The 17,421-nt window shown below is 36.4% G+C and carries 15 protein-coding genes; 10 read left to right on the top strand and 5 right to left on the bottom strand.

Going from position 1 to position 17,421, the window contains the following annotated elements; genetic code table 11:
- Positions 1–271 precede the first annotated feature (271 nt).
- Entirely contained in the window at positions 272–1,066 is a 795-nt protein-coding gene (gene map, locus F8162_RS06905; protein ID WP_151630159.1) for a type I methionyl aminopeptidase, read from the bottom strand.
- 157 nt (positions 1,067–1,223) lie between these two features.
- Here map and F8162_RS06900 point away from each other — a divergent pair, with 157 nt between their 5' ends.
- The 4 genes from F8162_RS06900 to F8162_RS06885 are packed head-to-tail and all read left to right on the top strand — an operon-like array spanning position 1,224 to position 4,587.
- Positions 1,224–2,126 (top strand): ABC transporter ATP-binding protein, encoded by a 903-nt coding sequence (locus F8162_RS06900; RefSeq protein ID WP_151630160.1) that lies wholly within the window; start codon positions 1,224–1,226, stop codon positions 2,124–2,126.
- Positions 2,123–2,857 (top strand): ABC transporter permease, encoded by a 735-nt coding sequence (locus tag F8162_RS06895; protein WP_151630161.1) that lies wholly within the window; start codon positions 2,123–2,125, stop codon positions 2,855–2,857. Before F8162_RS06900 ends, F8162_RS06895 begins: the two co-directional genes overlap by 4 nt.
- Positions 2,858–3,988: a sensor histidine kinase gene (locus F8162_RS06890; RefSeq protein WP_151630162.1), complete on the top strand. Its 1,131-nt coding sequence runs from the start codon at positions 2,858–2,860 to the stop codon at positions 3,986–3,988.
- Positions 3,985–4,587, top strand: a complete 603-nt coding sequence (locus F8162_RS06885) for a response regulator transcription factor (protein ID WP_151630163.1) — start codon at positions 3,985–3,987, stop codon at positions 4,585–4,587. The genes F8162_RS06890 and F8162_RS06885 overlap by 4 nt, the downstream gene beginning before the upstream one ends.
- 12 nt (positions 4,588–4,599) lie before the next feature.
- Here F8162_RS06885 and F8162_RS06880 read toward each other — a convergent pair whose 3' ends face one another.
- Positions 4,600–4,935 carry a bacillolysin gene (locus F8162_RS06880; protein ID WP_151630164.1) on the bottom strand — a complete coding sequence of 112 codons (336 nt, stop codon included), beginning with the start codon at positions 4,933–4,935 and terminating at the stop codon, positions 4,600–4,602.
- Between the two features lie 549 nt (positions 4,936–5,484).
- On the opposite strand from F8162_RS06880, the gene F8162_RS06875 reads away from it, so the two are divergent.
- Both F8162_RS06875 and papR read left to right on the top strand, forming a co-directional pair.
- Entirely contained in the window at positions 5,485–6,348 is an 864-nt protein-coding gene (locus F8162_RS06875) for a helix-turn-helix domain-containing protein (RefSeq protein ID WP_151630165.1), read from the top strand.
- 147 nt (positions 6,349–6,495) lie between these two features.
- Positions 6,496–6,642: a quorum-sensing peptide PapR gene (gene papR / locus F8162_RS06870; RefSeq protein ID WP_000734740.1), complete on the top strand. Its 147-nt coding sequence runs from the start codon at positions 6,496–6,498 to the stop codon at positions 6,640–6,642.
- Positions 6,643–6,659: 17 nt separating this feature from the next.
- Here the strand turns inward: papR and F8162_RS06865 are convergent, their stop codons facing one another.
- The 3 genes from F8162_RS06865 to cls all read right to left on the bottom strand — a co-directional run bounded on the left by F8162_RS06865 (position 6,660) and on the right by cls (position 11,646).
- A complete protein-coding gene (locus F8162_RS06865; protein ID WP_151630166.1) occupies positions 6,660–9,338 on the bottom strand; it encodes a DUF4084 domain-containing protein in 2,679 nt (892 codons plus the stop codon).
- Positions 9,339–9,466: 128 nt separating this feature from the next.
- On the bottom strand, positions 9,467–10,420 hold the full coding sequence (uvsE, locus tag F8162_RS06860) for a UV DNA damage repair endonuclease UvsE (RefSeq protein ID WP_151630167.1): 954 nt from the start codon (positions 10,418–10,420) through the stop codon (positions 9,467–9,469).
- A gap of 32 nt (positions 10,421–10,452) precedes the next feature.
- The gene (gene cls, locus F8162_RS06855) at positions 10,453–11,646 is read right to left on the bottom strand and encodes a cardiolipin synthase (protein ID WP_151630168.1); all 1,194 of its coding nucleotides are present in this window, start codon (positions 11,644–11,646) and stop codon (positions 10,453–10,455) included.
- Positions 11,647–11,885: 239 nt separating this feature from the next.
- Between cls and F8162_RS06850 the strand changes: the two genes are divergently transcribed.
- From F8162_RS06850 to F8162_RS06835, 4 genes are all read left to right on the top strand, one after another.
- Positions 11,886–13,997, top strand: coding sequence for a heterodisulfide reductase-related iron-sulfur binding cluster (locus F8162_RS06850; RefSeq protein WP_151630169.1), 2,112 nt, complete (start codon positions 11,886–11,888; stop codon positions 13,995–13,997).
- Between the two features lie 9 nt (positions 13,998–14,006).
- Positions 14,007–15,290, top strand: coding sequence for an acetyl-CoA C-acetyltransferase (locus F8162_RS06845; RefSeq protein ID WP_151630170.1), 1,284 nt, complete (start codon positions 14,007–14,009; stop codon positions 15,288–15,290).
- A gap of 56 nt (positions 15,291–15,346) precedes the next feature.
- Entirely contained in the window at positions 15,347–16,198 is an 852-nt protein-coding gene (locus tag F8162_RS06840) for a 3-hydroxybutyryl-CoA dehydrogenase (protein WP_151630171.1), read from the top strand.
- Positions 16,199–16,270: 72 nt separating this feature from the next.
- Positions 16,271–17,401, top strand: coding sequence for an acyl-CoA dehydrogenase (locus tag F8162_RS06835; RefSeq protein WP_151630172.1), 1,131 nt, complete (start codon positions 16,271–16,273; stop codon positions 17,399–17,401).
- Positions 17,402–17,421: the final 20 nt, after the last annotated feature.

The following is a 17,421-nucleotide window of genomic DNA, read 5'->3' as shown; positions in this document are numbered from 1 at the left end:
GTTCCTTTTCGGATTTAGTGGAATATAAGTTATTTATAATATTCGACTAAATCATTACTGCGGTCATTTTTGAAGCTGTTTTACATATGAAAAAAGAAGGTATCCCTTTTGATAATAGTGTTATCTTCTCTTGAAGATGATTATGAATAACCTTCGCTAAAGATTATATACTTAAATGATAAAGAGTTCAACAGCGGTTTAACAAATATTTTCCAAAAATTAAAAATGACCGTTTTAGTAGAAAAATTCTAAAAAACGGTCATTTTTAATTTTATATTTCTGTTAAGATTATCGGTTCGCCGCGTGTTACAACAACTGTATGTTCACATTGTGCAACAAGGCTTTTGTCAGGTGTAACGAATGTCCAACCATCGTCACCGCGCTCGATAATATGATCAGCTTTCATAGAAATGAATGGCTCTACAGCGATAACAAGACCATCTTTTAGAAGTGCACTATCCATTGGATCAAAGTAGCTTAAAATGTGATTTGGTGCTTCATGTAAGCTAAGACCAATGCCGTGACCAGTTAAATTTTGAATCACATTGTATCCATTTTTATGTGCAAAGTTTGAAACAGCACGACCAATTTGATTTTGCTTTGAACCAGCTTTCACCTTTTTCATTGCTGCCCAAAATGCATCAACAGCTGCTTGGCAAAGCTTTTCTTTTGCTTCATCTTCTCCAAGTACAAATGAAATACCTGTATCTGCATAATAGCCATCAAGTGCAGCAGATACGTCGACGTTTACTAAGTCGCCGTCTTTTAATACGCGATCTCCTGGAATACCATGAGCAACTTCTTCGTTCACACTAATGCAAGTTACACCAGGGAAATCATATTCTTTTTCAGGTGCAGAGATAGCACCGTGCTCATCTAATACTTTTTTACCGATCAAATCAAGCTCTTTCGTTGTCATACCTGGCTTCGCTTCTTTTTTCATTTCTTCACGTGCAAGCGCAACGATGCGGCCGATTTTTCGTAAGCCTTCTAAATCCTGTTCATTACGAATAATCATGAAAACCACTGTCCTTCCTCGAATATATATCTTATCCGATTGTATCATGTTTATTTTCGTCCTGCTACTCGCTTGCGGTATGTGGGTTGATTCCTCTCATAAGGAATACATGACAATTGTCATATTGATGTTATGACGCATCATACTGTTTCCTAAGTTTTCCAAAACGTACAATGTAAATATAAGAAACAGCGGGGGTGGAGAGATGGAAAAGATTATTGAAGTAAATGGTGTTTCTAAAACATTTAAACATAAAAGTGCAGTAAATAACGTTTCATTTCATGTAAATAAGGGAGAAATCGTAGCACTACTTGGACCAAATGGTGCAGGGAAAACGACGACGATGTCGATGATGCTTGGATTAAAGGATCCGACGGAAGGAAATGTTTCTATATTTGGAAAGAGTCCAAAGCATAGGGACGTTCGTAATAGTTTCGGTGCGATGTTACAAGAAGTAAGTGTCATTGATAGCATTACAGTAGAAGAGGCGATTGAGTTATTCCGTAGTTATTATACGAATCCGGTAGCGAAAGAAACGTTACTACAGTTATCAAATTTAGAATCAGAGCGAAAGCAAAGATGTGAGAAATTATCAGGTGGTCAAAAAAGAAGGTTAAATTTTGCACTCGCACTTGCAGGAAATCCAGATTTGCTATTTTTAGATGAGCCGACAGTTGGAATGGATATTACGTCTCGAAGAATGTTTTGGGAAACAATTCGAAAGTTAGCAAGTGAAGGGAAAACAATTATTTTAACGACGCACTATTTAGAAGAAGCAGATGCCTTGGCGAATCGTATTTTATTATTTGCAAATGGAAAGATTATCGCAGATGGTACACCAGATGAGATGAAGGCGACGATTTCTCGAAAAACAATCAAGTTTTATTCGAAGGAAAATATTCCTGCAAAATTACTAAAAGAGTTACCAAAAGTAACAGAAGTACAATCAAACGAAGGGCACTTCACTTTAACAACTGAAGATACAGATGCAACTTTAAAATCAATTTATCAAAAGAATTTACCTGTAACAGATATTTCAGTGGAACGTGGAAGTCTTGATGAAGCATTTGAACAGTTTGTCGCAAATCAGGAGGAGGGAATCGCATGAGAGCTTTATGGATGCAATGCAAAATAGAAATTTTACGTACGTTTCGTAATAAATTGTTTATCTTTTTCTCATTACTAATGCCGGTTATGTTTTACTATATTTTCACAAATGTTATTCAAGTGCCACAAAACGGAGATGCGTGGAAAGCACATTATTTAATCTCAATGGCGACGTTCAGTATTGTAGGGACGGCACTTTTTAGTTTTGGTGTAAGGATTTCTCAGGAAAAGGGGCACGGGTGGACACATTTGTTGAAAATTACACCGCTGCCAGAGGGGGCATATATAACAGCCAAAATCATCGCTCAAACAGTAGTGAATGCTTTTTCAATCTTAGTTATCTTTATCGCAGGGATATTAATTAATCATGTTGAGTTAACAGTAGGACAATGGATTGGTGCTGGATTATGGTTGTTGTTAGGTGTAACACCATTTTTAGCATTAGGAACAGTAATAGGTTCTATTAAGAAGGCGGATGCAGCAGCAGGTTTAGCAAATATTTTAAATATGAGTCTAGCTGTAATTGGTGGTCTATGGATGCCAATTGAAGTATTCCCGAAAATATTAAGATCTATCGGTGAATGGACACCAACGTACCACTTCGGAAGCGGTGCATGGGATATTGTAGCTGGAAAATCAGTTGGTTGGGAAAATATCGCGGTATTAGGAGGTTATTTCCTTATATTTGTTGTAATATCAATATATATAAGAAAAAGACAGGAAGCGGTATAAATGATAGAGAAGAAGAGGATTGAGATTTTTCCGAAACATATGGGTTTCTTCCCGTATATGTTTCTCGTATATTTATTATTTCCAATTTACCATTTATCGCAGGCGTCAGGGTGGAAGCTTGTAATCGGAAGCGGTATGTTGATAGTTTTCATCATCACATACCGTCAGCTTTATTTTGTGCAGAGGACGTTTGTTTTTTGGGCATGTATTCAAATGGTACTCATTTTTTTATTTGCTTTATTTTACAATCCTTTCATGATATTCTTTGGATTTTTCACGGCAAGTGCGATGGGATTTGCACCAAGTACGAAAGTATTTCGGGTACTACTATGTTTGTTAGTTGTAATGCTTGGAGCGTTTGTATTTGTAAATGTGAATCAACTAACAACTACAAGTTTAGTAAATATCGTTCCAATGTTTATTTTAATGATCCTTACACCATTCGGAATGCGTAATTTTAATCAAAAAAAGGTGTTAAAGAATCAATTAAACGAAGCAAACGAGCAAATTAAAGACTTAGTAAAACGTGAAGAGCGGCAGCGAATTGCAAGAGATCTTCATGATACGTTGGGGCATACACTATCTCTTATTACGTTAAAAAGTCAGCTCGTGGAGAAGTTAATTGTTAAAAATCCGGAGCGCGCAAGTGCGGAAGCAAAGGAAATTACGCAAACATCTCGCACGGCATTAAAGCAGCTAAGGGAATTAATTTCTGATATGCGTATGATTACAGTAGAAGAAGAGATCGAGCAAATAAAAGCGATCCTACAAGCTGCCAATATCGAATTAGAAGTGAAGCAGGAAGCAAGTTCGAGTTCGTTATCACCAATTGAGCAAAACATTGTTGGGATGTGTTTACGCGAGGCTGTTACGAATGTTGTAAAACATAGTAAGGCGACAAAGTGTACAGTTTCTGTATTAGAATCGCAAGGCGAGCTGATTTTGAAAGTAGAAGATAACGGAATCGGTTTAGCAAATCAAAACCAAGATGGAAATGGCATTCGTGGTATGAAGGAGCGCATCGCTCTTATTGATGGGTTTGTTGAACTGGGTACGATCAATCCAGGGACACTATTAATAGTAAAAGTACCAGTTGTTATTCGAACAGGAAAAGATGAGGTGAGGGCATGATTCGAATTATTATTGCAGAAGATCAGCGGATGCTTCGTGGTGCATTAGGGGCCCTACTTGATCTAGAAGATGATATTGAAGTAATTGGGCAAGCTGCGAACGGGGAAGAGGCGCTAAAACTAATTGAATCGCTACAACCTGATGTAAGTATTATGGATATTGAAATGCCAATTCAAAGCGGATTAGATGTTGCGGAAACGTTAAAGAAAGAAAAATCAGCATGTAAGGTAATGATTTTAACAACATTTGCGCGCCCTGGATATTTTGAGAGAGCAATGAAAGCTGGCGTGCACGGATATTTATTAAAAGATAGCCCAAGCGAAGATTTAGCTGCATCGATTCGTAATGTGGTGAAAGGAAAGCGAGAAATCTCTCAAGATTTAATGTTCGGTTTATGGCAGGAGCAAAATCCACTATCAGATCGTGAAAAAGAAGTATTGTTACTTGCGAAAGAAGGAAAGACGGCAAATGAAATTGCGAAGGCACTTTATCTTTCACCTGGTACAGTACGTAATTATATTTCTGAAGTATTAACGAAACTTGATGCGAAAAATAGAATTGAGGCAATTACAATTGCGGAAGAAAAGGGATGGATATGAAAAGAAGTTTACTTATAATTGGTGAACTTCTTTTTTCTTATGAACAATCATTTCAATAGAGAATTCCATCTCAGTTGAATCGCTCGGAATTTGAAGTATATCGTGTAATTTAGATTTTACTTCATTTTTCGACAAAAAATTTGTTATAGTTAGATTAGGTTGTCGGTCTGTATTTTGGACGAATTTTCCACTAACAGTTGTAATTACTCCATTTTTATCTACTTTTACAATGAAATCTTGATTATATACTTTATAGTTTTTGTAAGTTTGTGCAAGGTGAACTTCGGTTTGATTTTCTTTTGTTTCTTTATTTGTAGGTTGGGAATCTATATTCATTTCCGTTGTCACTCACTCTTGTTGAGCTTTCGCCTCTTTTATATCATCCTTTAAATACTTTTTTACCATATTTATTTGTATCATTTTGAGGTTGTGTTAATTTTCAAATCGTTAAACTAGGCTGAGAAATTTCAACTTTTATTTCATTTCTATCTAGTTATTGGTTGTGAATAACTTCTGTTGATAAAGGATAAAGGAGACCGAATGCAATGAAAGCACGGGCGAATTTTCTATAATTTATCCCGCTTTAATGGGCAGTAAGACCCCCACCTCAAAATTCAGCGAAAGCAAAGAAGTTAGGTGGGGGTCGGGCTGCCCATAAAAGTCCGATTGGTGAGGGCTGATAATCAGTGGGGATGAAGAAAACCCCTACTGATTAAAGTTTCACTTTATCTATAAAACTACTAATCTATTATTGTATGTGAGATGGATTGTATGAAAAATTTGCCGAATTTTATATATATTATGCATTATTTCATATCAAAAATTGTCGAATTCACATTATTGTAGTGGTATGACAACTTAACAAATTAGATTGTTATAATGGGATGGTGGGTAAGTATGCACGCAGAAAAATTAGGAAGTGAAATTAAGAAAATTAGGGTAATGAGGGGATTAACACAAAAACAGTTATCCGAGAACATATGTCATCAATCGGAAGTAAGCCGAATTGAATCGGGCGCGGTATACCCAAGTATGGACATATTGCAAGGTATCGCAGCGAAATTACAAGTTCCTATTATTCACTTTTATGAGGTACTTATTTATTCTGATATTGAAAGAAAAAAGTTATTTAAAGATAAAATTCAAATGTTGAGTAAGAAGAAACAATATGCTGAAATTTATAGCATTGTTTCAAATGAGTTAAAAAAAGAAAAGTTTCATCCAGAATTTAATCAGTTTCTTCTTTGGTACTATTACTTATCTGCATATGTTTTACAGAAAATTAATTTTGAATATTGCATTTTAGAGTTGAAAAAAATTGTACATCAATCATACGGAGGAATAGATGTATTTCAAAATTTATATATTGAAAATTCTATTGCAAGTATTTGTGCAGAAAATAATCAATTAGATAGGGCAATACATTCATTTCGAGCTATTTTAGAACAGTTAGAATCGCTACATAATAATGAGGCATTCACAGTTAAAGTTCGATACAATTATGCAAAAGCTTTATATTTGAGTGATCAGTTTGAAGAGGCATTGTATCAAGTAAATGAAGCGATTGAAGCTTCTCGGTATATGGGAAGTATGGAATTAATCGGTCAATTGTATTATCAAAAGGGCGAGTGCCTTGAGAAATTAGAGTATTCATCAGATGATATTAAAGAAGTGTATAAAAAAGCGTCTTTCTTCTTTGATTTATTAGATTTACATTCTTACAAAGAGACGTTATTAAAAAAAAAGAAGTATTTAAATTAAAATGATTTGGAATATGTATAGTGGTATATTTCGTAGGTTACATCAACAAAAAGTAATGAGATATCCAAAAAATGGGTATGCATAATTGCATAAGTTGTGGATAAATTTTCATGATATATTAAAAGAAAACGATGTGGGTGATGGAATATGAAAAAATTACTTATTGGTAGTCTATTAACGTTAGCAATGGCATGGGGTATTTCATTAACAGATACAGCTTTAGAGAAAAGTCAAGTAATTTCTCATAATGATCAAGAGGTACAATTAGCTTCAGATTTACCATTTGAACATTAAAAAAACAACCGTCTTACTTAGACGGTTGTTTTTTTGTGGAGTAACCTCCAAACGTCTTTACTAGAAACAGGCTTGCTAATAAAGAATCCTTGAATGTGGTCACAGTTTTGTTCATATAAAAACTTCCATTGTTCTTCCGTTTCTACACCTTCTGCAATAACTTCTAAATTTAGTTCTTTTGATAGTGTGATAATGGAAGAAATAATTGCTTCTTCTAAAGGACTATTTGTAATACCGCAAATGAACTCTCGAGCAATTTTTAATGTGTTAATTGGATATTGTGTTAAATAAGCTAAAGAACTATAACCAGTTCCGAAGTCATCAATTGAAATTTGAATACCGAGATTTTGAAGTTGTTCTAGTTTTGCAACGACGGATTGATTTTGATTAATGGCGATACTTTCTGTAATTTCGATATCTAGTGCTTCTGGCTTTAGTTCTGTTTCTTCTAACACTTTTGAAATAGTATGGATTAAATGTGTATGGTTAAATTGAACAACAGATAAATTCACACCAACTTTTAAGTGAGAAAAACCTTGATTATGCCACCTTTTTGCTTCTAAGCAAGCAGTATGTAAAATCCAATTTCCAAGTTCAATAATAAATCCAGTCTCCTCCGCTAGAGGAATGAATTGGGCAGGAGATACGATGCCGAGTTTTGGATGCTTCCAGCGAATTAATGCTTCAAAACCGATAATTTGTTTTGTTGTTGTATTTACTTGTGGCTGATATTCAAGGAAAAATTCATTTTGTTGTAATGCTTTTGCAAGTTCGCCTTCTAGGAAGTTACTCTCATTTTGAGCAATACTCATTTCTTTTGAGAAGAAAACAAATCTGTTTTTTCCATTTGCTTTCGCGCGATACATAGCCATATCGGCATTTTTCATTAATTCGGTTACATCAGTTCCATAATCAGGATACATTGCAATTCCGATACTTGGTGTAATAGAGAGTTCTTCATCTTTAATGAAGAATGGTTTGTTCAGAATGGTTAAAATCTGTTCAGCTATAAAGGTTGCACTTTTTTCTGAGTACATATCTGGTAATAGAATTGTAAACTCATCTCCGCCTTGGCGAGCAACGACATCCTTTGAACGCAAACAACTCCGTAATCTCTTTGCTACTTCAACTAATAATAAGTCTCCGACGTCATGCCCAAGTCTATCGTTAATTTTTTTGAATCGATCTAAATCAAGGAACATGACGGCAACATCATTTGCGTTAGTTTGAGCTGTATTTAAAATAGTTTTTAAATCTTTTTCAAACTTTCGGCGATTTGGCAAACCAGTAAGTGCATCATGAAAGGCTAAATGTTCTACTTGTTTTTGTTTTTCATATAAAGTTGTAATATCACGTGCTATGCCGAACATCCCAACAACTTCCTTGTTTATGAAAGTAGGGATGAGTGTAATATGAAGGTAATAGTAATAGCTTTCTTTTTCTTTTGTGCGAACTTCTAAAGTTTGTGGTCTACCTTCTTTTGTTATTTGTAAAGCTTTCTTTAATAGATCATGGTCTTTTGGGTCAATAAAGTGTAAAAGAGAATAGCTTTCTACTTCACAATAGTAGGCAGTAAATAAGCTTTCACAAGCTGTATTGGATTGTTGGAAAATACCCGCCATATTTAAAGAGAAAACGGCATCAGGATGATCTTCGAATAAAGATTTATAGCGTTGTTCACTTTTTGATAAAGCAGATGCACCTTCTTCTACTTCGCCCTCTAGTTGTGTAGTCAACTGTTCATAAGTATCGATTAGTGCTTGATTATCTTTCCACATATAAAGTTGTCGTAAGAATAATAAGATGAGTGATAATACGAGACCGATTAACATGAACTTGTCATCCCAAGGTTGAAAGATAATAAAAGAAAAAGTAATGATTATACTAAAATAAGGTAATATAAAGCGTACATAATCAAATCGATAATACTTTGTTTTTGTTTCATGCTGTATTGGTTTATCTAAAATGTATAGTATGGACGACAAACCAATTAATAAAATTGAAGCAGTATGTATTAAGTAAGAGACTTCAGAAGAAGTTTCCATCCCCATGTTTAATTGGAACAGATGTATATATCCGTACACAAGTATGATAGTAAAGCCGATAATTAATGAAATTCTGCTAGAAGAATACTCTTCTCTTCTATACAGGCTAATAACAGCGTAAATTACTAATGATTGTGCAATAAAATATCCAATTAAAATCCAGATATCTGTTGTTAACATACGAAAGCTTGAAAGATTCAAAATAAAAGTTAAGGTAAAATAAATATTCATAATAACAATAAAGATGCTATCAAATGAAAATTGAGCAAGGCCTCTAATAGAGTAATGTTTTATGAACTTTATAGCAAAGCCAGAGAAGAGCAAAATATATTGTACGATGAAAAAGGGCAATGCCTTATATGAGAATATAACTTGGTCATATATAGAAAGTGAATGAAGAAATAAAGTTATCTCCATAGTTAGTCCGCAAATGCAAGTGCATAGTACTAAAACCCAAAATAGTTTGTCGCCGCGCTTCATCTTCTTAATAGCTTTATATAGGCAATAGCAAGAAAAGATTGTAGCAAAACAAAATAAGAAAATAATTCCAATTTCTTTTATATTCAATTCTCTAGGGATAAGGAATATCCAAAGAGAAAATATACTTATATACATTATGATAAATTGTACATGCTTTTTTTGATTAATCATATTATGACTCCGTTTCAATAAAGTTGAATCGCAGGTGGAAAATGCTAATTCCAATCATAGCATATAAAATAGGGTGTTTTTTACTATGAAAATTACTTTTTTTGAAAAAAATAGCGCAACATTACAATTTACCATTGTAATGTTGCGCTATTTATTCTTTTGATTCCTCTTATAGAGGATAATTCGTGTATGAATTGCAGCATTGCTAAATCTTTCTGTTTACTTTCAATCATAATATCAAAATTCTGATTGATTCTTTTGGCAATGTGTAAGAAAGGCTTAATAAACTCCAAATCAATATATTCAGCGTGAGCCCTAAATTCTTTTTCTGATTTAGGAGAAGAAATGTGAACTTTAGGAGGGATATTTGTATGTGACCAAGTTTCAAAAATTGCAGGAAGTAACGCTTCTAGCGGTTCTTCGCAAAGGTTTGCTATGTGATGATGATAATCAAATACGAATGGGATTTTTTCTTTTTGACAAATAGATAAAGTTTCAGCTGTTGTATATGTTTTATCATCATTTTCAAGTGTCATTTGCTTTTTTATATGTATAGGAATTCTTTTTATATTTTCATGGAAACGTCCAACCGCTTTTTCTTTATTTCCATAGGCACCACCTACATGGATGTTAATATAAGAAGAATCTGCAATTCCTATTGCATCTAATACTTTATAATGATAGGTCATATCTGTAATAGCGTTAGTTGTAATGTGCGGTTTGTCGCTTGTAAATAGCGTAAATTGATTTGGATGAAAACTTACTCTTAAATTGTGTTCTTTAATTAATGCCCCAATTTTACGCCAAAGCGGTGTAAATACCCCGATATAATCAAATTCGACTTCCGGGTGCGTTGCAAGTGGGACGATGGAAGAAGACAAGCGATATAACGGAATTTCATGTGCTATATTGTAATGAAGAATACGTATTGTATGCTCAAGATTTTGCCTTGTAACATCGTACAATTTCTCTTCTCGTTCTTGTTTATTAAGCTTTTGAAAGCTTGTAAATGTCATCGTTTTGGCAGGAGAACAGTCCCAGAGTGCCATTGCATGTGAGACATATCCGAACCGCATAATCATAATGAATACATCTCCTTTAGTCATTATCTTTCCTATAGGAAAAAAGCGAGTATCGTTCCTATCCATTCTTTTCCTCTATCAATAAGAGAAATCGGGCTAACATCTTTAAAGGAAAGTAATGACGCGTTTTCTAGATCTTCATGGAATTTGTTTTTAACTGTTTGTATAAAATGTTTATCATATAAAAGGCAGTTGATTTCATGGTTAATATATAAACTTCTCATATCAAAGTTTGCAGTTCCGATATCACAAATGTCATCGTCCGCTATAATAACTTTAGCGTGAAAAAACCCTTGTTGAAATGCGTAAATATTACACCCGGCTTGTATTAACTTTCGGCAATATGGGAATTTCGCTTCGCGAACCAGGGCGTGATCCGCTTTTTCTGGAACGAGAATCGTGATTTGAACACCACGTTTTCGTGCTTCTAATAATGCGTTCATAATTTTTTTCCCAGGAATGAAATACGGTGTACCGATAAAGAGTTCTTTTTCCGCGCTTTCGATTAAATATAAAAATGTATTTTGCAAATAGGCACCATCAGTAGGAATAAAACGATGTAGAATGATTCCTGGTTGTTGCGTAGGAAAATAAAGAGATGAATCTAATAAATTTTGGTACGTATCGTCGAGCCAATCATGTAAAAATTGCTTTTGTAAATCTTGCACCCCTTCCCCTGTAAGACGTAAATGATAATCGCGCCATAGTCCTAATTTTTGATTATGCCCTAAATATTCTTCTCCAATATTAAATCCACCAATATAACCAATTTTCCCGTCAATAACTGTAATTTTTCTATGATTTCTTTGATTTGCAGAAAAGAAAGGGAAAGGAAACTTTACTTTATGACAAAATGAAAAAGAGACACCATGTTTTTGTAGGGAGCGAATTGCCTCGTTTGACAAATGGTGGCTTCCTAATTGATCGAGTAAAAGTCTTACTTCAATTCCTTCCTTTGCCCTATCTATAAGTAACTTTAAAAATTCACGACTGATTTTATCGTTTTTTACAATGAAGAACAAAACGTGCACATGATGTTTCGCCTGTTTTATATCAGTAAATAGGGCGTCATACAAATCTTTTCCGTATGTATAAAGGTGAAAATTACTTTGACGTAAAGGGAAAGAACGAGAGCGCACACGTTTTAAATGAACAATTCTCCCATAAGAAAGATCGATTACAATCCAGAGAGCGCTGCCTATTAACAAGAGAGATAAGAAGAACATGAGTAAATTCCCTCCTTCACGGTCTTTTCACCAACAGTTTTTTATAAATTAAACTTTCACTTTATAGTTTTACCGAAATAAACACCTTTATTAAAAAATATGTTGTTGTATAACAAAAAACTGTTGACTGAATGCTCACTCATTATATAATGAAGATAGGGGATAAAATTCAGAAAATTATATGTTTTTGAAGATTCTAAAAAAGAAAGAGGGCTTACAAAGAGAGGGGTAGCATAAAAATGAATAGCTTACTGATCATTAATTGGCTGGCTGCCATTGCTGTTATTGCTTATGCGGGATATTTGTTTGTGTATCTTATACGAACGAGAATGGCCTACATACAGTTAGGAAAAAAGATTGAATTTGACCGTCGTTTTAAAGAGCGTTGGGACCTCCTTAAGGTCAATGTTTTCGGTCAGAAAAAGCTGCTGAAAGATAAAAAGAGCGGCATTATTCACGTTATGTTCTTTTACGGATTTATTCTTGTCCAATTTGGAGCAATTGACTTCGTTTGGAAAGGACTCGCACCAGGATCACATCTTCCACTTGGACCACTATACCCTGCATTTACATTCTTCCAGGAAATTGTCACACTTGTTATTTTAATTGCAGTCTTTTGGGCTTTTCATAGACGTTATGTTGAGAAGCTAGTTCGTTTAAAACGTAATTTCAAATCAGGCCTTGTTCTTATCTTTATTGGTGGCTTAATGATTTCTGTGCTACTCGGTAATGGGATGGGAATTATATGGCACGGCGAAGAGCTTTCATGGAGTGAACCAATCGCTTCTGCAATCGCTTACGTTTTCTCGGGAATAAATGAAACCGTAGCCATTTCTGTGTTCTATTTCTCTTGGTGGGTACATCTACTAATTTTGTTAACGTTTTTAGTGTATGTTCCACAATCAAAACATGCGCATTTAATTGCGGGACCAGTTAACGTTTTCTTCGGTCGTCTTTCAAATCCAGGGAAACTTGAAAAGATTGACTTTGAAGATGAAACGCAAGAAACATTTGGTGTTGGTAAAATTGAAGACTTTAGACAAAATCAGCTTATTGATTTATACGCTTGCGTAGAGTGTGGTCGCTGTACAAATATGTGCCCGGCAACAGGAACAGGGAAAATGTTATCGCCGATGGATTTAATTTTAAAACTTCGCGATCATTTAACTGATAAAGGAGCAGCAGTGACATCAAAAGCACCGTGGGTTCCCGTAGTTGCTTTTAATAATACACAAGGAAATCAGTTAGCGATGATGGCAGTTGGGAAAGGGCAACAAGAATCAGCGGCTACAACGCTAGCTTACGATCCGAGTTTAATCGGAGATGTTATTACAGAGGAAGAGATTTGGGCTTGTACAACGTGCCGTAACTGTGAAGACCAGTGTCCGGTTATGAATGAGCATGTTGACAAAATTATTGATTTACGCCGCTATCTCGTTTTAACAGAAGGAAAGATGGACGCGGAAGCGCAGCGTGCGATGACAAACATCGAACGTCAAGGGAATCCGTGGGGACTGAACCGTAAAGAGCGTGAAACTTGGCGCCAAGGTGATGATGAAGTAACGGTTCCAACTGTAAAAGAAAAATCGAAAGCTGGCGAGGAGTTCGAATATTTATTCTGGGTTGGTTCAATGGGATCATATGATAATCGTAGTCAGAAGATTGCGATATCGTTTGCGAAGTTAATGAACGAAGCAGGCATCTCATTCGCGATACTTGGTAATAAAGAAAAGAATTCTGGAGATACACCGCGCCGTCTTGGAAATGAATTTGTCTTCCAAGAGATGGCGACAAAGAATATCGAGGAATTTGAAAAAGCAGGAGTGAAGAAAATCGTTACGATTGATCCTCACGCTTATAACACATTTAAAAATGAGTATCCAGACTTTGGCTTGCAAGCAGAAGTCTATCATCATACAGAATTGTTAGCTCAGTGGGTGAAAGAAGGACGCTTAAAACCTGTTCACGCTATTGAGGAAACAGTTACGTACCATGATTCCTGTTACTTAGGAAGATACAACGAAGTATACGAAGCGCCGCGCGACATTTTGAAAGCAATTCCTGGTGTGAATCTTGTAGAAATGGCACGTAACCGTGAAACGGGAATGTGCTGTGGCGCAGGTGGTGGCCTAATGTGGATGGAAGAGACAGCAGGTTCACGTATTAATGTTGCTCGTACAGAACAAGCGCTAGCTGTGCAACCATCCATTATTGGTACAGGTTGTCCATATTGCTTAACGATGATTAGTGATGGGACGAAAGCAAAAGAAGTAGAAGAGAAGGTTCAAACTCTTGATGTAACAGAGATTTTAGAACGCTCTGTTATCGGACAGAAGAAAGAAGCAATGTAATCTGCAAGCATGAATACAACTTTAGAGAGAGGTGCAATCATTGCACCTCTTCTCAACGTAACAATACCGAGCGAGCGCTCGGTGCTAAAAAAAGAGATGGGGGAAATAAATATGAGTAAAACAGTTATTTTAAGTGCTGCAAGAACACCGGTTGGGAAATTTGGAGGATCTTTAAAAGACGTGAAAGCAACAGAACTTGGGGGAATTGCAATTAAAGCAGCGCTTGAAAGAGCAAACGTTTCTGCTAATGATGTTGAAGAAGTTATATTCGGAACAGTTATTCAAGGTGGACAGGGACAAATTCCATCACGCCAAGCTGCGAGGGCTGCTGGAATCCCTTGGGAAGTACAGACGGAAACAGTGAATAAAGTTTGTGCATCAGGGCTTCGTGCGGTTACGTTAGCGGATCAAATTATTCGTACTGGCGATCAATCACTTATTGTAGCTGGCGGTATGGAGTCGATGAGTAACAGTCCTTACATTTTACGTGGAGCAAGATGGGGATACAGAATGGGCAACAACGAAGTGATTGATTTAAACGTTGCTGACGGTTTAACATGTGCATTTTCAGGTATACACATGGGTGTTTATGGCGGAGAAGTTGCGAAGGAAGATGGAATCTCTCGCGAAGCGCAAGATGAATGGGCATATCGTAGCCATCAACGTGCAGTTTCAGCGCATAAAGAAGGACGTTTTGAAGAGGAAATCGTGGCAGTAACGATTCCGCAAAGAAAAGGTGATCCTATTGTCGTTGCAAAGGATGAGGCGCCACGCGCGGATACAACGATTGAAAAATTAGCGAAATTAAAACCTGTATTTGATAAGACATCGGCAGTGACAGCTGGTAATGCTCCTGGACTAAATGATGGCGGTGCTGCGCTTGTATTAATGAGCGAAGACAGAGCAAAGCAAGAAGGAAGAAAACCATTAGCGACAATTTTGGCACATGCGGCAATTGCAGTGGAGTCTAAAGATTTCCCAAGAACGCCAGGTTATGCAATTAATGCATTGCTAGAAAAAACAGGAAAGACAATTGAAGATATCGATTTATTCGAGATTAATGAAGCGTTTGCAGCGGTAGCAATTGCAAGTACAGAAATCGCAGGAATTGACCCAGAAAAATTGAATGTAAATGGCGGAGCTGTAGCAATGGGGCATCCAATTGGAGCAAGTGGAGCACGTATTATCGTTACACTTATCCACGCACTGAAGCAGCGCGGCGGCGGAATTGGAATTGCTTCTATTTGTAGCGGTGGCGGTCAAGGTGACGCAATTATGATTGAAGTTCGCTAATTTACGTGTAGGTGATTTTTGATTTATTAACAATTTATATTAAGGGGGAAGAAAGAATGAGTGTACAAAAAATAGTTGTAATTGGTGCAGGACAAATGGGATCAGGAATCGCGCAAGTATGTGCAATGGCAGGATATGATGTGAAGGTACAAGATTTAAAACAAGAACAATTAGATAGAGGATTGGCTATTATTACGAAAAATTTAGCACGCCAAGTAGAAAAGGGACGCATGAAGGAAGAAGAGAAGGAAGCAACGTTAAATCGTCTTACAGTAACGCTTGATTTAGACTGTGTGAAGGAAGCGGATCTTATTATTGAAGCAGCTGTTGAAAAAATGGATATTAAAAAGAAAATCTTTGCGAATCTAGATGAAATTGCTCCAGACCACGCAATTTTAGCGACGAATACGTCATCTCTGCCAATTACAGAAATTGCAGCGGTAACGAAACGTCCGGAGAAAGTAATCGGTATGCACTTTATGAATCCGGTTCCGGTTATGAAGCTTGTTGAAATTATTCGTGGTTTGGCTACAGATGATGTGGTATATGAAACGATTGAGGATATTACGAAGAAAATTGGGAAAGTACCAGTTGAAGTAAATGATTTCCCAGGGTTTGTATCGAACCGTATTTTATTACCGATGATTAATGAGGCGATCTATACGTTATATGAAGGTGTAGCGACGAAAGAATCGATTGATGAAGTAATGAAACTCGGTATGAATCATCCGATGGGGCCTTTAACGCTCGCTGATTTTATCGGTTTAGATACATGTTTATACATTATGGAAGTGTTGCATGAAGGCTTAGGTGATAGTAAATATCGCCCATGTCCATTACTACGTAAGTATGTAAATGCAGGATGGTTAGGACGTAAAACAGGTCGTGGTTTCTACGTTTACGAATAAATTCCCCTTTGTTACAAAATAGTGGTCTTACCAAATTATTAAAAGGATATATAGCAAATGGAGGCGGAGTATATGAACTTTCTTTTTACTGAAGAGCAGCAAATGATGAGGAAAATGGTTCGAGATTTTGCACAGAAGGAAATAGCTCCCTTTGTTCCTAGTATGGAACAAGGGGTGTTCCCAAAAGAGATTTTGCAGAAGATGGGTGAACTTGGATTAATGGGAATTCCAGCGCCTGCAAAATATGGTGGGGCAGAAATGGATTTTATTTCTTACATTTTAGCAATTGAGGAAATTTCAAAGGTAAGTGCAACGGTTGGTGTAATTTTAGCTGTACATACGTCAGTTGGAATGAATCCGATTTTATACTTCGGAACAGAAGAACAGAAGCAGAAATATGTTTCTAAACTTGCGACTGGTGAATACTTAGGTGCATTTGCATTAACAGAACCAAATGCAGGATCAGATGCAGGTAGTTTGAAATCAAGAGCTGTAAAGAAAGACGATCACTACATTATTAATGGATCGAAAGTATTTATTACGAATGGGGGCGAAGCAAGTACATACATTGTATTCGCTTCTACAAATCCAGAGGCAGGAAAAAGCGGGATTTCTGCATTTATAGTAGAGAAAGATACACCAGGCTTAATTATCGGAAAAGATGAGCATAAAATGGGACTTCTCGGTTCTCGCACGGTACAACTTACGTTTGAAGATATGAAAGTGCCGGCCGAGAATTTACTTGGTGAAGAAGGACAAGGATTTAAGGTGGCAATGGCGAATTTAGATGTTGGAAGAATTGGAATCGGAGCGCAGGCATTAGGAATCGCGGAAGCGGCGCTTGCATGTGCGATTGATTATGCGAAGGAGCGTGAGCAATTCGGCAAGCCAATTGCGGCGCAGCAAGGAATTGGATTCAAACTTGCAGATATGGCGACTAGCGTAGAAGCAGCCCGATTACTCGTATATAGAGCGGCATCGTTAAGAGCACAAGGATTACCATGCGGTAAAGAAGCATCTATTGCGAAATTATTCGCTTCTAAGACGGCTGTTGAAGTTGCGATTGAAGCGGTGCAAGTATTTGGTGGTTACGGTTATACGAAAGACTATCCAGTAGAACGATTTTTCCGTGATGCGAAAATCACGCAAATATACGAAGGAACGAGTGAGATACAGAAACTTGTTATTAGTCGAGCTTTATAAAAGCACAAGGGGGAGACGGG

This window comes from Bacillus sp. CH140a_4T (assembly GCF_008923725.1).
In the GTDB taxonomy this organism is placed as follows: Bacteria; Bacillota; Bacilli; order Bacillales; family Bacillaceae_G; genus Bacillus_A.
This window is presented reverse-complemented; position numbering and strand designations above follow the sequence as displayed.